This window comes from Kitasatospora sp. NPDC047058, assembly GCF_040643935.1.
Classification (GTDB): Bacteria; Actinomycetota; Actinomycetes; order Streptomycetales; family Streptomycetaceae; genus Kitasatospora.
On sequence record NZ_JBEYVJ010000127.1, the window covers coordinates 1 to 19,947 of the forward strand.

The 19,947-nt window shown below is 74.4% G+C and carries 17 protein-coding genes; 13 read left to right on the top strand and 4 right to left on the bottom strand.

Features of this window, described 5'->3' with window-relative positions; all coding sequences use genetic code 11:
- The 9 genes from ABZ885_RS20105 to ABZ885_RS20145 form a co-directional block, all read left to right on the top strand.
- Positions 1-758 (top strand): hypothetical protein (locus ABZ885_RS20105; protein WP_360190078.1); only part of this gene is annotated, 758 nt, incomplete at its 5' end.
- A 191-nt stretch (positions 759-949) separates the two neighbouring features.
- Entirely contained in the window at positions 950-1,408 is a 459-nt protein-coding gene (locus ABZ885_RS20110) for a hypothetical protein (protein ID WP_360190081.1), read from the top strand.
- Complete coding sequence (locus ABZ885_RS20115) at positions 1,405-1,815, top strand: hypothetical protein (protein WP_360190083.1); 411 nt, start codon at positions 1,405-1,407, stop codon at positions 1,813-1,815. The genes ABZ885_RS20110 and ABZ885_RS20115 overlap by 4 nt, the downstream gene beginning before the upstream one ends.
- Positions 1,812-3,029 (top strand): alcohol dehydrogenase catalytic domain-containing protein, encoded by a 1,218-nt coding sequence (locus ABZ885_RS20120; RefSeq protein WP_360190086.1) that lies wholly within the window; start codon positions 1,812-1,814, stop codon positions 3,027-3,029. Before ABZ885_RS20115 ends, ABZ885_RS20120 begins: the two co-directional genes overlap by 4 nt.
- The gene (locus ABZ885_RS20125) at positions 3,026-3,850 is read left to right on the top strand and encodes a cupin domain-containing protein (RefSeq protein ID WP_360190089.1); all 825 of its coding nucleotides are present in this window, start codon (positions 3,026-3,028) and stop codon (positions 3,848-3,850) included. The genes ABZ885_RS20120 and ABZ885_RS20125 overlap by 4 nt, the downstream gene beginning before the upstream one ends.
- Positions 3,847-4,776: an SDR family oxidoreductase gene (locus ABZ885_RS20130; protein ID WP_360190091.1), complete on the top strand. Its 930-nt coding sequence runs from the start codon at positions 3,847-3,849 to the stop codon at positions 4,774-4,776. Before ABZ885_RS20125 ends, ABZ885_RS20130 begins: the two co-directional genes overlap by 4 nt.
- 14 nt (positions 4,777-4,790) lie before the next feature.
- Positions 4,791-5,360, top strand: a complete 570-nt coding sequence (locus ABZ885_RS20135) for a VOC family protein (RefSeq protein WP_360190094.1) — start codon at positions 4,791-4,793, stop codon at positions 5,358-5,360.
- On the top strand, positions 5,353-6,501 hold the full coding sequence (locus ABZ885_RS20140) for an NAD(P)-dependent alcohol dehydrogenase (protein WP_360190097.1): 1,149 nt from the start codon (positions 5,353-5,355) through the stop codon (positions 6,499-6,501). The genes ABZ885_RS20135 and ABZ885_RS20140 overlap by 8 nt, the downstream gene beginning before the upstream one ends.
- Before the next feature lie 261 nt (positions 6,502-6,762).
- Positions 6,763-6,996, top strand: coding sequence for a hypothetical protein (locus ABZ885_RS20145; protein ID WP_360190100.1), 234 nt, complete (start codon positions 6,763-6,765; stop codon positions 6,994-6,996).
- Positions 6,997-7,121: 125 nt separating this feature from the next.
- Here the strand turns inward: ABZ885_RS20145 and ABZ885_RS20150 are convergent, their stop codons facing one another.
- Positions 7,122-9,377, bottom strand: coding sequence for an ATP-binding protein (locus ABZ885_RS20150; protein WP_360190103.1), 2,256 nt, complete (start codon positions 9,375-9,377; stop codon positions 7,122-7,124).
- A gap of 276 nt (positions 9,378-9,653) precedes the next feature.
- Between ABZ885_RS20150 and ABZ885_RS20155 the strand changes: the two genes are divergently transcribed.
- From ABZ885_RS20155 to ABZ885_RS20165, 3 genes are all read left to right on the top strand, one after another.
- Positions 9,654-10,325, top strand: coding sequence for a response regulator transcription factor (locus ABZ885_RS20155; protein ID WP_360190106.1), 672 nt, complete (start codon positions 9,654-9,656; stop codon positions 10,323-10,325).
- A 50-nt stretch (positions 10,326-10,375) separates the two neighbouring features.
- A complete protein-coding gene (locus tag ABZ885_RS20160; RefSeq protein WP_360190109.1) occupies positions 10,376-12,721 on the top strand; it encodes a histidine kinase in 2,346 nt (781 codons plus the stop codon).
- Positions 12,722-13,031: 310 nt separating this feature from the next.
- Positions 13,032-14,369, top strand: coding sequence for a M28 family metallopeptidase (locus ABZ885_RS20165; protein WP_360190123.1), 1,338 nt, complete (start codon positions 13,032-13,034; stop codon positions 14,367-14,369).
- Positions 14,370-14,474: 105 nt separating this feature from the next.
- On the opposite strand, the gene ABZ885_RS20170 is transcribed toward ABZ885_RS20165, so the two are convergent.
- Positions 14,475-16,175, bottom strand: coding sequence for an acyl-CoA dehydrogenase family protein (locus ABZ885_RS20170; protein WP_360190112.1), 1,701 nt, complete (start codon positions 16,173-16,175; stop codon positions 14,475-14,477).
- A gap of 234 nt (positions 16,176-16,409) precedes the next feature.
- Positions 16,410-16,952 (bottom strand): PadR family transcriptional regulator, encoded by a 543-nt coding sequence (locus ABZ885_RS20175; protein WP_360190115.1) that lies wholly within the window; start codon positions 16,950-16,952, stop codon positions 16,410-16,412.
- Between the two features lie 279 nt (positions 16,953-17,231).
- On the opposite strand from ABZ885_RS20175, the gene ABZ885_RS20180 reads away from it, so the two are divergent.
- The gene (locus tag ABZ885_RS20180; protein ID WP_360190117.1) at positions 17,232-17,702 is read left to right on the top strand and encodes an SPW repeat protein; all 471 of its coding nucleotides are present in this window, start codon (positions 17,232-17,234) and stop codon (positions 17,700-17,702) included.
- Positions 17,703-17,863: 161 nt separating this feature from the next.
- On the opposite strand, the gene ABZ885_RS20185 is transcribed toward ABZ885_RS20180, so the two are convergent.
- Positions 17,864-19,276, bottom strand: a complete 1,413-nt coding sequence (locus ABZ885_RS20185; RefSeq protein WP_360190120.1) for a class II fumarate hydratase — start codon at positions 19,274-19,276, stop codon at positions 17,864-17,866.
- Positions 19,277-19,947: the final 671 nt, after the last annotated feature.

The following is a 19,947-nucleotide window of genomic DNA, read 5'->3' on the forward strand; positions in this document are numbered from 1 at the left end:
GGAGGTCCGCGGCCACTCGTTCGAGTTCCGCATCAACGGCGAGGCCCCGGGCCGCCGCGGAGGCCCGGACCGCGCCCGCGCTGGTCTGGGTCCGCAGCGACCTGCTGGCCGCCCGTCCCGCCGTGGAGACCCGGGCGGGCATGGTCGAGGTCATCCGCCACGTCCTCGCCGTCTGCCCGGCGCAGTACGAGGCGCTCGCCAGGATCCTGCGTCCGACGGCCGGTTACACCCCGCAGGCCCTCGCCGCCTGCGTCGCCCTCTGCGCCGACGCCCGGGCCGCGCTGGTCTGCTTCGACCCGTTCGAGGCCGGCCCGGCCCTCGCGCTCGGCTACGGGCGCAGCCTCGCCGGCGCGGTGCAGAGCAGCACGGACACCGGCATCACCCCCGCGCTCGCGCCCGGTGACGCCGCGGCCTTGGGACTGCTCCTCGCCGCCCGCACCGCCGCCCAACTCGGCCTGCTGGACGGCACCGCCCTGTGGGCGCACCGCGAGCTGCTGGCCCGCAACGGTTCGGCGACCGCCCTGCCGGACGGGACCGACACCCGCGCCCTGGCCGCCACCCTCGCCGCCGCCGCAGACCCCGGCCTGCTCCTGCTCGGCGGCCTCGGGCGGCCGCACTGCAGCCGGGGCCGCCTGCTCACCCGGGTCGATGCCGCCATGCTCCGGGCGGCCGCCGAGAGCCTGGGCCGGACCGGCGTCCCGCACAGCCGCGGCCCGGCCGCGGAGCCCGTGCCCGCCACCGTCGGCCGCCCCAGCTGACCTCGGCCGACCCGCGCCGGCCCCGGCGTCCCGGTGTCCCGACCGGCCGGGCCGACGGGGTGGGCGCGGCTCGGGCGGCAGGCGGGAACGGGACGGGACCGGCTCCCCGTGTGGCCGGGACGACGGGCGCCACACCGTAGTGGTCAGAGGCGGACCGGCACGGACCGCCGCAGACCAGAAGGAGTCCCGTCATGACGGGCACCGTCATCACCGACCTCCGCCGGCGCGGCGCCGTCGACCCGAGCCGGTACCTGACCGGTCCGCTGCGCGTGGTCGGACTGCAGTGGCTCGACCCGGACCACGAGATCGAGGTCGTCGCCGAAGGCGTCGAGCACGCCCTCTACGTCACCGCCGGCTCGGGCACCGCCAGCGCTCCCGACAGTGACGAGCAGGAAGGTCCCGATGCCGGGATCCCGCTGGTCGAGGGCACCGCGCTGACCCTGCCGCTCGGCGCCCGGACCGTCCTGAGCGCCGGTACGGCCGGCCTGGAGTACTTCCACGCGGTCCTCGCCGTCACCGCCCACCCGGCCGGTCCCGGCGCGCCCGAGGACGCCGCCGCCGCCGGCGAAGCCGCCGACACTCCCGAGACTCCGGACCGCGCCGACCACCCCGACAATCCCGAACGCCCCCAAGGAGGCGAGCCCCGATGATCGTCACCACCGCCTCGGCCGCCGCAGCCGTCATCCTCGGCCCGCACGGCGAGCGGGTCCGGCTGCGCTGCCTGGCGCGCCGGTCGATGCTCGCCAGCGCCTGCGAATCCTTCGACCACCTGCGGCTGAGCCCCGGCGCCCAGCACGTCATGCCCGGGCAGACCGAGGCCGAGACCGTCCTCTACGTCCTGCGCGGCTCGCTCCTGGTCGGCCGGAGCACCGGCGAGCCGGACCACCTGGCGGTCGACGGCGACGTGCTGCTCGCCCGCCGGGCCGTCCCGCTCCATTTGGACGCCGGACCGCTCGGTGCCGAACTGCTCTGCCTCACCCTGGCCGCACCCCGCCGCACCACCGCGACCAGGCAGGCCCTGGCCCGCCGCCGCGCCGAACGACGGACCCGCCCGTGAACACCTCCCCGAACACCCATCCGACCGACTCCCCGGGCAGTCCCGGGAACAACGCCCGCACCATGACCGCCCTGCGGTTCGAGGCGCCGCACCGCGTCGCCCTGGCCCGGGTGCCCCGTCCGGCGGCACCCGGGCCGGACGGGGTGACGGTCCGCACCTCCCTGGTCGGCCTCTGCGGCACCGACCTGGAACTCTTCCACGGCACCGCCTCCTACCTGCGCGACGGCCGCGCCGGATATCCGCTGGTCCCGGGCCACGAGTGGTGCGGGACGGTGGCCGAAGTCGGCAGCGAAGTCACCGAGTTCACGCCCGGCGATCGTGTGGTGGGCCAGACGATGGTGCACTGCGGACTCTGCCGGATGTGCCGGCGCAGCCGTCGCGCGCTCTGCGAACGGCTCACCGAGGTCGGTCTATACGGCCGCCAGGGCGCCGCCGCCGAGTACGTGGGCCTGCCGGAGCGCGCGCTCTCCCGGGTCCCCGACGAAGTACCCGACCGGGAGGCCGTGTTGGTCGAACCGGCGGTCACCGTCGTCGGCGGCCTGGACCGGGCCCGGTGTCGGCTCGACGACCGGGTGGCCGTCATCGGCACCGGCACCATCGGCCTGCTGGCGGTCCAACTCGCCTCCCGGCTCGCCGAATCGGTGGATGCCGTCGGGATCGACCCGGCCGGCCGCGAGCTCGCCCGGCGTTGCGGCGCCCGGCGCGTGCTGACCCCCGAACAGGCGCAGGCCGGACGCGGCCACTACTCGCTGGTGGTCGAAGCCTCCGGCGCGGCAAGCGCGTTCGGCCTCGGCCTGGACCTGCTGGAGCCGGGCGGCCGGCTCGCCCTGATCGGCGTGGCCGGTGCACCGGCCGAGGGCTTCGTCCCCGGCGACCTGACCCTGCGCGGGCTGGAGGTGATCGGGGTCCAGCACGGCCTGGACCACTACGACCGGACCCTCCGCCTGTTCCGTGACGGCGTGCTGGCGGCGGAACCGCTGATCGCCACCGTCCTACCGCCGGCCGAGGGGCCGGACGCGTTCCGGCTGCTCGCCGCAGGCCGCAGCGGCCCGCCCAAGATCCTGCTCGACTTCGGGCACGACGGCAGCCGCACCGGCACTGACATCGGCACTGACATCGGCACTGACATCGGCGCCGACATCGGCACTGGCACCGGCAACAGCAGCGGACCCGCCGACCCCCAACATCCCACCCTCCAAGGAGGAACGACGTGATCCTCGTCCCCGCGGCCGTGCCGCGTACGGCCCCGGCATTCCGGCGGCTGATCGACCCGTACCACCTGCCGTCGGCCCGCGGCGGGCTCACCGTCGAGACCCTGCCGCCCGGCATACGCGTGGAGCAACACCCCTCCCGGGTGGCCGAGTCGGTGACCGTGGTGCTGTCCGGCCGGATCCGTTCGGCCGGCCGGATCCTCGGACCCGGCGAAGGCCTCTACCACCCGCCGGGCAGCGCCTGCGGACTCACCGCACTGCCCGGCGCACCGGCGGCCGTGCTGACCATCCGGCCGCGCCCGTCGGCCGGACCGGGGCCGGCGCTGCGCCCACTGCCGGTACCGCTGCCCCCGGCCCCAACCCCGGCTCCTGCCGCCGCTCCGGCCCCAGCCCCAGCCCCGGCTCCAACCCCGGCCCCGGGGCCGACGGAGCAGCCCGACGTCCGCCCGGGGGAGGGCGGTGCGGCCATCGGCGGTTCGGCCGGGATGGACGTCCACTGGCTGGCCACCGAGGAGACGGTGGGCGCCCGGCGGGTCACCGTCGCGTCCTCGGCCTTCGCCCCCGACGGCAGCCACGACCTGCACCGGCACCCGGACGCGGACGAGTTCTTCCTGGTCCTCGCGGGCGGCGGCCGGCATCTCACCGCCGCCGGAGAGGTGGTGGTCCGCGCGGGCGACCTGGTGTTCGTCCCGGCGGGGGAGTGGCACGGCTTCCGGACCTCGCCGGGCCGGCCGACGACCGCCCTGTACGGCTACCTCGGCGCGCCGAGCCTGGCGCGGGCCGGCTACCAGGTCCACCCGAGCAGCGAGGAGGCGGCCCGGTGAACGCGACGGACGCCGCAGCGACGGAGGCCGCGGGTCCGGGGCGGCCGTCGGTGGCGGTCGTCACCGGCGCGAGCTCCGGCATCGGCCGGGCCACCGCCATCGCGCTGGCCCGGGCCGGCCACACGGTGGCGATCGGCTACCGCACCGACCGCGCCGCCGCCCGCCGGACGGCGGCGCTGGCCGGCGGACGGACCATGCTGCTGCCGCTGGACCTGGCCGACCCGGCGGCGGCCGCCCGCGCCGTGGACGGGGCCGCCGTCCACCTCGGCGGCCTCGACATCCTGGTCAACTGTGCCGGGATCAACCGGCGTTCACCGGTGCTCGCCGAGTCGCTGGCGGACTGGGAGCGGATCCTCACGGTGGACCTCACCGGTCCGTTCGCCTGTGCACAGGCGGCCGCCCGCCGGATGGTCCGCCAGGGCCGGGGCGGGCGGATCGTGAACGTCACCTCGGTCCACGAGTTCACGCCGATCCTCGGCGGAGCCGCGTACTGCGCGGCCAAGGGCGGGCTGGGCGAGCTGACCAAGGTGCTCGCCCTCGAACTGGCGCCGTACGGGATCACCGTCAACGCGGTCAGCCCGGGCGAGACGGCCACCCGGATGAACGGTGTCCCGGACGACGGTGACGCGGCTCAACTGGCAAGGCCCGCCATCCCGGTGGGCCGGCCCGGCCGGGCGGCCGAGGTCGCCGCCGCGATCGTTCACCTCACCGGCCCGGACGCCGCCTACACCACGGGCATCTCGCTCACCGTCGACGGCGGCCTCAGCCTGATGAGCGCCATCGCCAACCAACGCGACGCCGCACACGAGCAGCCCGCGCGGCAGCACAGTGCGCACCCCGGCCCTCACGCCGCCGACGCCCGTACCCACGACACCCCAGCCGCCAACGCCCAGGCCGGCAACACCCGAGCCACCCCGTGGCTTTGAGAGGAGAGCACACGATGACCGGCATCCCCGGGGCCCACGCCGTCCACCACGTCGCGTACACCGTCCCCGACCTCGACCAGGCCGTCGCCTTCTTCGCCGACGTCCTCGGCGCCCGGCTGCTCTACCGGCTCGGCCCGGTCGCCGATCCGTCCGGCGGCGACTGGATGACCCGCCAACTCGGCGTCCACCGCGATGCGGTGGCGTACATCGCGATGCTGCGGCTCGGTCCGGTGACCAACCTGGAGCTGTTCCAGTACACCGCCCCGGGCCAGCGTCGCGAGCTGCCCGCCAACAGCGACTGGGGAGGCCATCACCTGGCCATCGCCGTCGAGGACGTCGACCGGGCCGTCGCCTACCTGCGCGCGCAGCCCGGGGTCCAGGTGCTGGGCGAGCCGCAGACCATCGCGGACGGCGGCCCGATCGACGGCGACCGCTGGGTCTACTTCCGCACTCCGTGGGGCCTCCAGCTGGAGGTGCTCGCCATGCCGGTCGGCATGCCCTACGAACGCGCCACCGCCGACCGGCTGTTCGCGCCGGACGGGCCCTGGTCCGAGGGCAGCGCCGGGGAGGGCGGGCGTGGTTGAGGCCACCGCAGCGGTGGTCCGCGAGGCCGGGGGGCCGTTCCGGCTGGAGACCGTCCGGCTGGACGAGCCGCGACCGGACGAGGTGCTGGTCCGGATCCGGGCCGTCGGGATCTGCCACACCGACCTGAGCGTGCGCGCCGGACGGACCCCGGCCCCGCTGCCCGCCGTCCTCGGTCACGAGGGCGCGGGCACGGTGGAGGCGGTCGGCAGCGCCGTGACCCGGGTGCGCCCCGGCGACACGGTGGTGCTGACCTTCGCCTCCTGCGGCGCCTGCCCGTCCTGCCGGACCGGGCGGCCGGTGCGCTGCGACCACTGGGCCGCCCTCAACCTGTTCGGCGGACGGCGGCTGGACGGCAGCGCCACCGTGTACGGAACGGGCCACGGACCCGTGGACGACGGCGGGAGCCGCACGAACGCCCCGCTGAACGGGCACTTCTTCGGCCAGTCCGCCTTCGCGACCCACGCACTGGCGACCGAGCGCAACGCGGTGCCGGTACGGGCCGGGGACACGCCCTTCGAGCTGCTGGCCCCGTTCGGCTGCGGCGTGCAGACCGGCGCGGGCGCGGTGTTCCACGTGCTGAGGCCCCGACCGGGCGACACCGTCGTGGTGTTCGGCGCCGGCGCGGTCGGCCTGGCCGCGGTCCTCGCCGCCCGGCTCACCCCGGCCGCCCGGATCGTGGCGGTCGACCTGCGGCCGGCCCGGCTCGCCCTGGCCCGCGAACTCGGCGCCACGGAGGTGGTGGACGCCGGGACGCAGGATCCGGTGGCGGCGGTGGCCGCCCTCACCGGTGGCCGGGGCGCCGACCACGCGCTGGAGACCAGCGGGAGCGTCCGTGCGCTGCGACAGGCGGTGGACGCGCTGGCGGTCGGTGGTACGTGCGGGGTGGTCGGCGCCCCGGCGGCCGGCAGCGAGGTGGCCCTGGACGTCCCCGGGCTGCTCGCCCGGGCGCCCAGGATCGTCGGCGTGAACCAGGGCGCGAGCGTGCCGGAACGGTTCCTGCCGGCGCTGGTCGGCCTGTTCCGCGCGGGACGGCTGCCCGTGGACCGGCTGGTGCGCACCTACCCGTTCGCAGCGATCGAGGAGGCGGCCGAGGCGGCCCGGGCGGGCGAGGTGGTGAAGCCCGTCCTGCTCCTGCCCTGAGCCCGACCTGACCCGGCCCCGCTCCGACTCGCTCCGGCCCGGCCCGGCCCGGCCCCGACCCGCTCCGACCCGACCCGACCCGCTCCGACCTGATTCGCTCAGACCGGCTCTGAGCTGCAGAAACATCCGCCGTCTCGGCTTCCGCTCCCGCTTTGGGACCGGAACGGGACGGCGGACCCATGTGCCCGGGCGGGTGTCCCGCGCACAGTGATGAATGAGCGGCCGATCGCTCGACCACTCGGAAGATCTGGAGCAATCCTCATGACAACCAGCACAGTTACCAAGGCGTTCCGTCTGGCGTCCCTGCTGGCCGGCGTCACCGCAGCCGGGATGGCCCTCAAGTGCGCCGTTGCCGACGTGTTCGGTGGCAAGACCACCGGCACCCCTGCCACCGGTACCCCTGCCGCCGGCTCCGCGTCCGGCGGGCCGGCCGCGGGGAAGCCGCCGATCAGCACCATGGAGTGCGACGCCGGCGAACACAACTGCCACAGTTGAACCGCGATCCCCGTTCCCACACCGCCTCCGCCCCCGACACCACCCACGGTGCCGGGGGCGGACGCGTGCGGGCCCGGGCCGCCATGGCCCGGGCCCGCGTTCTGCAGCCTCGCTGCAGGAAGTCGTCAGCCCTGCGAGGGGTAGCGCGGCAGCACCGCGAGCACCCGGGTGCCGTGCTCCAACGGGCCGATCGTGAAGCTGCCTCCGAGCTCGGCGGCCCGGTCCGCCATCGACCGCAGCCCGACCCCGCTCCCCGCAGGCCTCTCACCGGCACCGGTACCGGCAGCGGCCGGACCGCCGTCCGTACGGGCAGGGCCGTTCGCACCGGCAGCGCCGCCCGTACCGGCCGGGCTTGCCGCACCGCCGAGCCCGCCGGCACCGCCGTCCGGACCGACCGTGCCCGGCGTCCCCGGAGCCGCCCCCGGGTCCTGAGCCCGGCAGCCGATCCCGTTGTCCTGGACGGTGAGCATCAGCGCCTTGTCCTCCACCCGCACGCGCACCTCGGCCGCGGTGGCGCGGGCGTGCCGCAGCACGTTGTTCAGCGCCTCGGCGGTGATCCGGTAGGCGGCCACCTCGACCGCTGCGGGCAGGTTCGGCAGCGGCTCCGGCGTCACCTCGGTGGTGACGGTCAGCCCCATGCCGTTGAACGTGGCGCCGAGTTGCTCGATCGCCCGGGTCAGGCCGAACTCGCCGAGGGACGCGGGCCCGAGCCGGTCGGTGATCCGCCGGACCTCCTTGATGGCCGTCGCGAGGTCGCCCGAGATGCTGTGCAGGGTGTCCGTGAGCGGGGCCCCGGCGTCCAGGGTGCTGCCCGCGTTGTCGACCCGCAGGCGGAGTCCGGCCAGGGCGGGCCCGAGGCCGTCGTGGATGTCCCGGCGCAGCCAGCGCCGCTCCTCCTCCCGCGCGGCGACGATCTGCTCCCGGCTGGCCTGCAGGTCCTCCTGCAGGCGCAGCGAGGCGACGGCGGGGGAGGCCTGGTCGGCGAGCGAGCGGAGGATGTCGACGTCGCTGTCGTCCAGTTCGGCCTCGCCCTCGCGCAGGCCGACGGTCAGCTCGCCGATCGTGCCGCCGTGGTGGACCAGCGCGAAGGACTGCCGGCGCCCGTTCAGCCGTCCGACGGAAGCCAGCGGACGGAGCCCCGCCCGGGTGCTGACGGTCAGGGCGACCCCGGGCAGGCGCAGTTCCTCCGCGACCGTCGCGCACAGCGCGTCCGGCAGCCGTTCGGGGTCGACCACCTGCCGTACTCGTCCGGCCAGCGTGCGCAGCACCTGGTACGGCTGGGCGCGCTCGCCGTAGTAGAGCCGGTCGACGAGGCCGACGGCCCACCGGGCGGCGCGCGACAGGCCGGTGCCCAGCACGAAGACGAGGGCGATCAGCAGCAGTGCCGCGGCACCGCGCCCCGGCACCAGCCAGTCGGACAGCACGGCGGCGAACACCACGAACAGCATGGTCAGGCCGGTGGCGAGGAGGAGTCCGCTGAGGATCCGGCGGGCGGCGCGGTCGAGCCGCCAGCCGCCGTCCTTGACGACCAGGTGGGTGACGGCCACCGCCCAGACCAGGTTGGCCGCGGCGAACAGCCAGTAGACCAGCCAGTAGGCGTCGGTGGACTCGTACCGGCTGTAGACCTCCTGGACGCCGGCCCAGAGCAGGTAGGCGCCCAGCATGAACCCGAGGTGCAGCCGGTGCCGTGGTGCCGCGCGCAGCAGCCGGGCCAGCAGGACGGTCGCCGGGATCGCGAGCAGGAGGTAGAACGCCGGTTCGGCGTAGCTGCCGAGGTGGTGGTAGAGCGACAGCAGCGACCTTCCGGGCGGGGTGTCCGCCAGCGGGTTGGGCCGGTGGAACAGCTCGGGCTCACCCACGTACGACAGGTTGGTCCTGACCTGCCAGAAGGCGACCGCGGAGATGTAGATCCACCACCGCCGGTCGGTGAGGCGCCCGGACGGGAGCCACAGCGGCAGGACGAAGAAGAGCGTCTCGCGGACGGTGTCGCAGACGCCTTTGAGTGCGGCGGTCACGGCCACGATCGTGGGATTGCCGACCTCGACGAACACCGGGGCGCTCGCCGCCTTGGGAAGGATGGCGGCGAGCGCGTAGACCAGCATCACCCAACCGAGCGGAATGCCGGGCCGGTGCGCGTGCAGCAGCATGCCGGCCGCGGCGAACGGCAGGGCGTACACCAGGACGATCAGCTGGTCCCGTGGATCGGCGATCCCCGGGTCGCCCAGATGGGCGAGGACGTAGCAGCTCCAGAGGGTGGCGAGGGCGAGGCACAGGGAGGCGACGGCTGCGGCCGCCGTGAGTTGGCGCCGGTCGCGGGTGCGTGCGGCGTCCGGCCGCGGCGTGGCGGGCGTTCCCCTGCGGGGAAAGGTCAGGGTGGTCATGGCACCGCCTCGCAACCGGCTAGCGCGTGTGTAGGGGGGTGTGGTCCGCCGGCGGCCGGTCGCCGGGCACTGTTCACAGTCTGGGCGGCCCGTGGTCCCAGGCGCATGAGGCAGGTGACCCGGATGGCGGGGTGATGGCGGGGCGATGGCGGGGCGAAGGCGGGGCGAATGCGGGCGGTGACTTCCGGGCCCGACGCGGGCGCCCGGCGCCGGGCGGCTGCACGGCCCGGGCATGTTACAGAAAGTAACTCGCGTGTCGCTGGTAGTGTCGGCCGTGTGGATGAAGAACCGCAGGACGCCCTACCCGTCCGTGTGCTGATCGTCGACGACCACCCGCTGTTCCGGGAAGGCCTCAAGGCCGCGCTGGAAAGCGCCGAGGGCATCGCCGTGGTGGCCGAGGCCGAGCGCGTCGCGGAGGTGCCGGACGCGGTCGCCCGGTCCGGTCCGGACGTGGTGGTGATGGACCTCTCGCTGCCGGACGGCTCCGGGCTGGAGGCCGCCCGCCGGCTCGCCGCGCAGCCGCCCGCCCCGCCGGTGCTGATGCTGACCATGGCCGACGACGACGGCAGCCTGCTCGCCGCGCTCCAGGCCGGCGCGCGCGGCTACCTGGTCAAGGGCGCGGGCCGGGAGGAGGTGCTGCACGCCGTGCGGACGGTCGCGGCGGGCGGTGCGGTGTTCGGCGCCGACGTGGCCGGCCGGATCACCGCGCTGCTGGCGGGCGCCCGGGTGCGCGAGGCCGGGCAGCTGTTCCCCGCGCTCACCGCCCGGGAGGCGGAGGTCCTGGACCTGGTGGCGCGCGGGCTGGACAACCGGCGGATCGCCCGGGAGCTGGTGGTGGCGGAGAAGACGGTCCGCAACCACGTCACCCACATCTTCGAGAAGCTGCACGTGGCGACCCGCGCGGAGGCGGTCGCCCGGGCCCGCGACATGGGCCTCGGGGACAGCTGAACCGCGACAGGGCCGTCCGCCGCAGGCCGGAACCGGAGGAGGAGGCCCGCATGAGCGATCCGGTCACAGCCGCACCGGCCACACCGCCGACGCCGCCCACCTCAGCGGGTGCGGCCACGGCGGTCCGCGCATACCCGGGGCGCGGCCGCCTCGCCGCCGCCCGGCAGGCCGGGCTGGCCTGGGCCTACGCGGCCTGCGGTCTGACGCTGCTCAGCGGGCTCGGCTGGGTGCTGCTCGCCCTGACCCACCAGGACGCCGCCTGGGCCGAGCCGTTCTTCCTCCACGACGGCGAGACGGTGCTGCTCGGCTTCGGCTTCGCGCTCTCCGGACTGCTGATCCTCGCCCACCGCGCGGGACCGGACGAACCCGACCCCGGCCGGGCCGGCGCCGTAGGTGCCGTCATAGGTGCCGCCCCCGGCGCTGCCCCCGCCCCCGCCCTCGCCCCGCCGGACGTCCGGCCCCGCCCGGCCGGCCGCAGCCTCGGCGTGGCCATGCTCGCCGCCGGCCTCGGCGGCTGCCTCTCCCGCTTCGGCCTGCTCGCCGCCGCGTCGATGGGCGCCGGACCGGTGGTGGAGGCGGTGGGTGCAGCCGTCCTGCTCGCCTCGGTCACCCTGTTCATCTTCCTCGCCGTCGCCCTGCCGCTCTGGCTGCCCGAGGGGCGCCTGCCCGCGGGCTGGGGACGGCTCTACATCGGCGCGACCGCCGTGTGGAGCGCCTGCCACGCCTGCGTGGTGCGGCTCGGCGTGCCGCTGCCGTACTTCGGGGACGTCCTGGTCCCGCAGGGGGAGGGGCTGCCGCTCGACGAATGGCACGTCACCCTGGTCTCCTGGGCGCTCGTCGTGGTCAACCTGACGGTGGCCGCCGTGCGGTGGCGGCGCTCGCCCCGGCCGCACCGCGCCGTCGCGGCGGTGCTCGTCCCCTACCTGATCTGGCTGCTCACCACCAACCTCGCGCTTCGGCTGGGCGGTTCGGAGAGCGTCGCCGCCGTCGCCTACTTCACCGGCTCGGCGCTCTGGATGCTCGGGGCGGTCGGCTACGCCTTCACCCGCGACCGCTCCCGCTACCTCGACCGCGCCACCCGCCGGATGCTCAGCGCCCTCGCCCTCACCGCGCTGCTGATCGCCGGCTACCTCGGCATCGCACTGCTGATGCGCCGCGCGCTGCCGAAGTCCAGCACCGCCGACGCCCAGCTCCTCGCCGCCGGCGCCCTCGCCATCGGCGGACTGCTCGGCCCCACCACCCGCTGGGTGCTGCGCGCCGTGGACCGGTTCTACTACGGCGACCGCGCCCGCCCGTACCAGGTGGTGCGCGAACTCGCCGAACGGCTCAGCCGTGCGGTCAGCCCGGCGGACGCCCCGCCGCTGCTCTGCGACACCGTGGTCAAGGCCCTCGGCCTGCCCGGCGCCCGGGTCGTCCTGCACACCCGCAACGGCCCGCACGAAGTCGCCTCCGCCGGCGTCGTCGGCCCCGGCAGCCAGGTCTTCCCGCTCAGCTACGAGGGCGCCGTGATCGGCGACCTGTACGCTCCGCCGCGCGCCGGCCAACCCGTCCTGGACGCCCAGGACCACGAGGTGCTGCGCTTCCTCGCCGACCAGGCCGCGCCCGCCATCGCCTCGCTGCGCCTCTACGAGGAACTCCAGGCCGGGCGGCGGCAGATCGTCCTGGCCCGGGAGGAGGAACGCCGGCGGCTGCGGCACGACCTGCACGACGGGCTCGGCCCCACCCTCTCCGGGCTGCGGCTCGGCGTCGACACCGCGCGTGCCGCCGTCCCCGAGGACTCGCCGGCGGCCCGGTCACTGCGGGTGGTGTCGGCCGGGATCGGGCAGGCGATCGTCGAGCTGCGCAGGATCACCGAGGGGCTGGCGCCCGCCGCGCTGGCCCGGGACGGGCTGGCGGGGGCGCTGCGCCGGCTCGTCGTTGGGCTGGACGGGGACCGCGTCCGGATCGCCCTGGTGCTCGATCCGGACCCGCCGCCCGCGCTGCCCGCCGCCGTCGAGGTGGCGGTGCTGCGGATCAGCGGTGAGGCGTTGAACAACGTGCTGCGCCACTCGGGTGCCACCGGGGCCACGCTGTCGCTGCGCGTCCGCCCGGACGAGGTGGTGGTCGAGGCCCGCGACGACGGCCGGGGCTTCCGGGACCCGGCCGCCGCCGGTGCGGATAGCGGCGGCGCGGATGCCGGCGGTGTGTGGCCGGCCCGGGAGACGGACGCCGACCGCTGGGCCGGCCCGGGGCTCGGCCTGCGCTCGATGGCCGAGCGGGCCGAGGAGTTGGGCGGCGGCTTCACCGCCGTCAACCACGAGGGCGGCGCGCTCGTCCGGGCGGTGCTGCCGCGTGCACCGGTCGTGTCCGAAGCGGGCGGTCCGGCCTGGGGGGTCGGCGGATGCGGGGACGGATGACGGAGTTCGGCTGACAGATAACAGATGATGAAATCTGTCAGCTGTCAGTTGTTCGCCGTCGGCCGTCTGCCGCGGCCCCCTTGACGGCGCCCCGGCTTCGCTCAATCATCATGGTCGCGTCAACTTCGCGGCGCGACCCGGTTTCCGAACGGACCCCTACTCCGTCCGGAGCCCTGTACGACCCCTGCCCTGCTCGGCCGCTGACCCGGCGTCGTCCGCGAGGTCCCACGCTTCCGTTCTGCCCCACCAGAAACCGGAGCTTCTCTTGACCGAGCGTGCCTCGCGGCGATCCCGCCTGCGCCGATCCGCCCTGCCGACCGGGGCGGTCGTCACCCTCGCCGCCGCCCTGTTCACCGCGGCCGTGACCCCCGCCGCCCTCGCGGCCCCCGCACCTGCTGCCCCCGCGCCCGGCGCCCTCGCGGCCCCCGCGCCCGCCGGCGTCACCGCCGCCCCCGACATCCCGGTCGCCAACGTCAAGGCGCACCTGGCCCAACTCCAGTCGATCGCCACCGCCAACGGCGGCAACCGCGCCCACGGCCGGGCCGGTTACAAGGCCTCGATCGACTACGTGAAGGGCAAGTTGGACGCGGCGGGCTTCACCACCACGCTGCAGACCTTCAGTTACAACGGCTCCACCGGCTACAACCTGATCGCCGACTGGCCCGGCGGCGACACCTCGCACGTCGTGATGGCCGGCGCCCACCTGGACTCCGTCACCGGCGGCCCGGGCATCAACGACAACGGCTCCGGTTCGGCCGGGATCCTGGAGACCGCGCTGGCCGTCTCCCGCGCCGGCCTCAAGCCCGCCAAGCACCTGCGGTTCGGCTGGTGGGGCGCCGAGGAGTACGGCATGGTCGGCTCCAAGAACTACGTCAACAGCCTGGCCGGCAGCGAGCGTTCGAAGATCGAGACCTACCTGAACTTCGACATGATCGGCTCCCCCAACCCGGGCTACTTCACCTACCGCTACGACAGCGCGCTGGACGCCCTGTTCCGCGACTACTTCGCCGGCCTCGGCATCAGCACCGAGCAGGACTTCGAGGGCGACGGCCGGTCCGACCACGCCCCGTTCCAGAACGCCGGCATCCGGGTGGGCGGCCTGTTCAGCGGCGCCGACTACACCAAGACCAGTGCCCAGGCGGCCAAGTGGGGCGGGACGGCGGGCCAGGCCTTCGACCGCTGCTACCACTCCTCCTGCGACACCAGCGCCAACATCAACGACACCGCGCTGGACCGGATGAGCGACGCCATCGCCTACGCGGTCTGGACCCTGTCGGCCGGCGACACCACGCCGCCCGGCGGCACCGTCTTCGAGAGCACCACCGACGTGCAGATCCCCGACAACGGCCCGGCGGTGACCTCCGACCTCGCCGTGACCGGCCGGACCGGCAACGCCCCCGCCGCCCTCCAGGTCGGCGTCGACATCAAGCACACCTGGCGCGGCGACCTGGTGGTCGACCTGGTCGCGCCGAACGGCACCACCTTCCGGCTGAAGAACTCCAGCGGGAACGACTCGGCGGACAACGTCCAGGCCACCTACACCGTCGACGCCTCCGCGGTGCCCGCCAACGGCACCTGGAAGCTCAAGGTCCAGGACGTGGCATCGCAGGACACCGGCTACGTCGACAGCTGGAAGCTCACCTTCTGAGAACACGCGGGTGCCCGGATCCCGGGAGGGACCGGAAGAGCCCCGGGAAAAGGGACGAGGGGGGTGCCGGCCGCCGTCGGCACCCCCCTCCCGCAGGACCCGCCGTTACGGCTGCATCTCGTACGCGCCGGAGAGCGCCTCGACCCGGGCCCACACCTTCGCCGCGCGCTCGCCGTCCGCGACCGGGCGGCGGACGTGCGCCAGCGCCCAGGCGGCCTGCTCCTCGGTCGTGGAGGCCTTGCCGTGCAGCTCGGTGGCGTGCGCGGAGAAGTCCCGCACCAGGGCGTCGAAGATCTGGTCCAGGACGTCCGTCTCCAGGCCGGTCAGCTCGGCCTGCTCCAGCACCAGCTGGCCGTAGACGACCAGCGCGAACAGCTGGCCGATCTCCAGCAGGAAGTCCAGGTCGGCCTGCTGCTCGGCGCTGGGCGCGTGGCTGAGCAGCAGCTCGCAGAAGCCGTCGGCCTGCTCGCGGAACCGGGCGACGTTCGGGACGTGCGCGTGCGCGTCGTACGCGGTGCGCCAGTCGTGGAAGCGGATCGCGCCGAGGCCGCGGGCCGGGCCCTGGCGGAACAGGAACTCGTCGTCGGCCGCGTCCAGCCGGGTCGGCACGGGCGCGTAGTCGTCCGGGTTGAACAGGTAATTGGCCATGAACTTGAGGATCAGCGCCAGGTTGACGTGGACTGTGCCCTCCAGCTTCGGCAGGCCGCGGATGTCCTTCGCGGCCTTGTCGAAGTAGGTGTCCGCCTCGAAGCCCTTGGCCGCGATGACGTCCCACATCAGGTCGATGACCTTCTCGCCCTCGGTGGTGACCTTCATCTTGGTCATCGGGTTGAAGAGCAGGTAGCGGCGGTCCTCGGGCGAGGCGGTGCGGAAGTAGTCCACCGAGCGGTCGGCGAACAGCTTCATCGCCACCAGGCGGGCGTAGGCGTCGGTCAGCTCCCGGCGCACGTGCGGGAAGTCGGTGACCTTCTTGCCGTACAGCACCCGGTTGTGGGCGTGCGTGACCGCCTCGTACATGGCGTGCTCGCAGATGCCGACCGAGGCCGTGCACAGGTTGAACTTGCCGACGTTCACGGTGTTCAGCGCGGCGTCGAAGGCGGCCTTGCCGGTGTGCAGCACGTCCTCGGCGCGCACCGGGTAGTCCTCCAGGCGGAACTCGCTGACGTACATCTGCGCGTTCACCACGTTCTTGACCAGGTGGTACGCCTCGTGCCGGCTGTCGGCGGCGAAGAACACGTAGCCGTCCGGGCCCTCGACGTCCGAGCGGCGGCCGAACACCGAGACCAGGCCGGCGACGTTGCCGTTGCCGATGTAGTACTTGGGGCCGGTGGCGGTGAAGCCGCCCTCGCCGTCCGGGGTGAGGATCATGTCCGTCGAGTAGATGTCGGCGCCGTGGCTGCGCTCGGAGAGCCCGAACGCCATCACGTGACCCTCCGTCAGGAGCTGGGCGGCACGGGCGCGGACGGCCTCGTTCTCGCTCTGCCAGACCGGGCCGAGGCCGAGGATGGTGACCTGCCAGGTGTACCAGTAGCCGAGGCCGTAGAAGCCGAGGATCTCGTTCAGCTCGGCGATCCGGGCGGTGTCCCAGCGCTTGGCCGGGTCGGCCGAGGACGGGGTCAGGAACTCCGCGAACAGGCCTTCCTTAGCGGCGAATTCGAGGAAGTCGGCGTACCAGGTGCGGTCGATGTAGGTGTCGATCAGCGCCTTCTTGCCGCGGGACTCGAACCAGTCCACGGTCGCGCGCAGCAGTCGGCGGGTCGGCTCGTCGAACTGTGCGGGGTCGTACGTACGCGGGTTGAAGAGCATCACGGGCTCCCGGGGGTCGAGGGTGTCGGAAGGGTCGGTCGTCGTCGTTCGGCGCCGGTTCCGGTTCCGGTTCCGGTTCTGGTTCCGGTGTCGGTTCCGGTGCCGGTCGTCGTCGGCCGGGTCGAACGCGTGGGGCGGGCGGTGCGGGTCGGGCGCCGGCACCGGGCGCCCGGCCTTGGCTGCCGGGCGTCGGCCGCCGGGCGGCACGGGGCACGGAGTGCGGAGCGCGGGGCGTCAGCGGGCGAGGCGGTGCAGGGTGGCGAGCACGTCGTCCAGCCAGGCGAGGGTCATCCGCTCGTACTCGATGCCCCCGCGCAGCACCACGTGCTGCAGCTGCTGCCGGGGGTCGAGCGTGCCGGGGTCGGGGAAGTCCCGCTGCTCGCCGTGCAGGTAGCGGGCGAGCAGGGCGGCGTGGCTCTCGCGGTGGCGCTCGACCTCGGAGATCAGCGCGGCCGGGTCGTCGAAGGCGGCGGCGCGGATCTTGACCGCCAGTTCGTGCCGGACGGTCTCCGGTTCGACCGGTTCGCGCAGCCAGCCGGCCAGTGCGGCGCGGCCCGGCGCGGCGGCCGAGTACACCTTCTTGTCCGGCCGCCCGTCCTGGGCGACCTCCTCGGCGGAGATCCAGCCGTCCGCCTCCATCCGCCGCAGCACCCGGTAGATCTGCTGGTGGGTGGCGGTCCAGAAGCGCCCGATGGAGCGGTCGAACCGCCGCGCCAGCTCGTAGCCGGAGCCGGGCTGCTCCAGCAGTGAGACGAGGATCGCGTGCTCCAGTGCCATGACCCGCATCCTGCTATGCAACGAGTTGCATAGGCAAGGGTGCCCGGCCGGGGTGAGACGCAGCTCACCGCCCGGCCCGTCGCCCGGCCCCGTGCGGGGCCCGCCACTCGGCTTCGTGCCCGGCCTGCCGACCGGCTCCGTCGCCCGGCTCGCCACGTGCCCGGCGGGTGGCGGGCGGGCAGGGTAGCTTCCATGACAAAAAGGTGCAAAACGGCAGATCGGCGCCAGAATGGTACTGGGCTTGCGCCCTCCATGTTCCAGACCTAGGAGGTGGTATCGGTGTCTACCCAGATCCCGATGGGCATGGAGCACCATCCGGACATCGTCGAACTCCGGGAGCAGTACGAGCGGCTCACCCTGACGCCGCGGGCCCAGGCCGTCGAGGCCCTGGCCGTTCTCGCCGGCCTGTTCCTGGCGGCCTCGCCGTGGATCGTCGGCTTCACCGCGTTCAGCACGCTGACCGTCACCTGCCTGATCGTCGGCCTCGCCTACTGCCTGCTGATGGCCGGTTACGGCTCGGCATACGAGCGCACCCACGCACGGGCATGGGCGGCAACCCTGCTCGGCGCGTGGACGATCATCTCCCCCTGGGTGGTTTCCGGAGAGGTGGACCGCGGCAAGAACATCGTCACCTGCCTGATCGCGGGCGGCGTGATGTTCCTGCTGGGGCTCGCCGCGATCTCCATGGCCACCATGACGTCGAACGGAGCGTCGATGCGGCGCGGCCGGGCAGGCCGGGCCAAGGGCTGACGTTCCGGGGCGACGCCCAGGAACAGCCCGAAACCGGGGCGCGGAGCGGCGAGGCCGCCCTCCGCGCCCCGGTGCACGTCCGGATGGGCTCGGGTGTCCGCCCCGGCCCGCTTCCGGTGCACGTCCCGGCCGGCGGGTGCCGCCCCGGGCGGGGCCGGGCGCTACGGCCGGGTCATCCGCAGCACGTCCAGTGCCTCGTCCAGCTGCTCCTGGGTGAGCCGCCCCTGCTCCAGGTACCCGCGCTCCAGAACCACCTGACGGATGGTCTTGCGCTCCGCCAGGGCCTGCTTGGCGACCTTGGCGGCCTCCTCGTACCCGATGTACCGGTTCAGCGGGGTGACCACCGACGGCGAGGACTCCGCGTACTCCCGGGCCCGTTCGACGTTGGCGGTGATGCCGTCCACCGTCCGGTCGGCCAGCAGCCGGGCACTGTTGGCGAGCAGCCGCACCGACTCCAGCAGGTTGCGCGCGATCACCGGGAGCATCACGTTCAGCTCGAAGTTGCCGCTCGCGCCTGCGACCGTCACGGTGGCGTCGTTCCCCATCACCTGCGCCGCGACCATCAGCACCACCTCGGGCAGCACCGGGTTGACCTTGCCGGGCATGATCGACGAGCCCGGCTGGAGGTCCGGCAGGTTGATCTCGCCGAGGCCGGTCCGCGGGCCCGAGCCCATCCAGCGCAGGTCGTTGGCAATCTTGGTGAAGCCGACCGCGATGGTGCGCAGCTGGCCGCTCAGCTCCACCAGGCCGTCCCGCGCGCCCTGGGCCTCGAAGTGGTCGCGGGCCTCGGTCAGCGGCAGGTCGGTGGTCCGGGCGAGCTCCTCGATCACGGCCGCGGAGAACCCGGGCGGGGTGTTGATGCCGGTGCCCACCGCCGTGCCGCCGAGCGGCAGTTCGGCGACCCGGGGGAGGGTCGCCAGCAGCCGCTCCCGTCCGTGCCGGACCTGCGCCGCGTACCCGGCGAACTCCTGGCCGAGGGTCACCGGGGTGGCGTCCATCAGGTGCGTCCGGCCCGACTTCACCACGTGGGCGAACTCCGCCGCCTTGCGCTCCAGCGACTCCGCCAGGTGCTCCAGCGCCGGGATCAGGTCGTCGGTGACGGCGGCGGTGGCGGCGATGTGGATCGAGGACGGGAACACGTCGTTGGAGGACTGGCTCGCGTTGACGTGGTCGTTGGGGTGGACGGCCCGGCCCAGCCGTTCGCCGGCCAGCGTCGCGATCACCTCGTTGGTGTTCATGTTGGACGAGGTGCCCGAGCCGGTCTGGAACACGTCGACCGGGAACTCGGCGTCCCAGCGGCCCTGTGCGACCTCCTCGGCGGCGCGTGCGATCGCCGCGGCGGTCTCGTCGTCCAGGACCCCGAGCCGGGCGTTCACCCGGGCGGCCGCCGCCTTGATCCGGGCCAGCGCCGCGATGTGCGCGCGCTCCAGCCGCTGGCCGGACACCGGGAAGTTCTCCACCGCCCGCTGCGTCTGCGCCTGCCACTTCGCCGCGGCGGGCACCCGCACCTCGCCCATCGAATCGTGCTCGATGCGGTACTCCTGCCCGGCCCCGGTCCCCTGCTCGTCGCCCATGGCGCCCTGCACCTCCCGACCGGCCCGATGCCGGTGTCGTTCCTCGTTGGCGGTCTTCGATCACCACAGCCGCGGGCGGGCCCGCCGTATTTCCGGCCCGGCCGGTCCGTCCGGATGAACCGCTCGTCCGGGTGACGCGCCCGTGGGGGTTCGTCCGTTCGGGTACCGTCCGGGCCGGTTCGTCCGCCGGTTCGTCTGCGGCTTGGTCCGCGGTTCGTCTGCGGCTTGGTCCGCCTGGTCGTCCGCGGGTCCGTCCGGGCGGGATCGCCGGGGGACCGGCGGCGGTGATCGGTCCCGAGCCGTGAGCCCACCGCGGAGCCGGGCGGGATTCACTCGTTCGAGCGAAGATCGCGCGGTGGCGCCCGGAGCCCGAACCGGGCGCTCCGTACGCTCGGCCCGACCGGGGGAGAGAAACCGGCCGGACGACGGCCGGGCGGTCACCGGACGACGGCCGGGCGGGCGGTCACCGGATGACCACCGGGCCACCAAGGGAACTCAGGGGCGGGCATGACGGCAGCGCAGCAGGACGACCGGGACGACCTCGGCGGCAACGGGGACGACCATCCGACGGGCCTCAGCCGGCATGGGCCCGCAGACCCGCACCGACGCCGACGCCGACGGCGAGCCCGAGGTCTGGATCCCGCTGCTGCGCCGGGGCCGCGACGAACCCC

Bases quoted from the DNA above. Each gene is read 5' to 3' on its own strand.
- ABZ885_RS20170 (WP_360190112.1), bottom strand. From the start codon at position 16,175: ATGCTCTTCAACCCGCGTACGTACGACCCCGCACAGTTCGACGAGCCG.
- ABZ885_RS20175 (WP_360190115.1), bottom strand. From the start codon at position 16,952: ATGGCACTGGAGCACGCGATCCTCGTCTCACTGCTGGAGCAGCCCGGC.
- ABZ885_RS20135 (WP_360190094.1), top strand. From the start codon at position 4,791: ATGACCGGCATCCCCGGGGCCCACGCCGTCCACCACGTCGCGTACACC.
- ABZ885_RS20185 (WP_360190120.1), bottom strand. From the start codon at position 19,276: ATGGGCGACGAGCAGGGGACCGGGGCCGGGCAGGAGTACCGCATCGAG.
- ABZ885_RS20150 (WP_360190103.1), bottom strand. From the start codon at position 9,377: ATGACCACCCTGACCTTTCCCCGCAGGGGAACGCCCGCCACGCCGCGG.
- ABZ885_RS20160 (WP_360190109.1), top strand. From the start codon at position 10,376: ATGAGCGATCCGGTCACAGCCGCACCGGCCACACCGCCGACGCCGCCC.
- ABZ885_RS20145 (WP_360190100.1), top strand. From the start codon at position 6,763: ATGACAACCAGCACAGTTACCAAGGCGTTCCGTCTGGCGTCCCTGCTG.
- ABZ885_RS20110 (WP_360190081.1), top strand. From the start codon at position 950: ATGACGGGCACCGTCATCACCGACCTCCGCCGGCGCGGCGCCGTCGAC.
- ABZ885_RS20115 (WP_360190083.1), top strand. From the start codon at position 1,405: ATGATCGTCACCACCGCCTCGGCCGCCGCAGCCGTCATCCTCGGCCCG.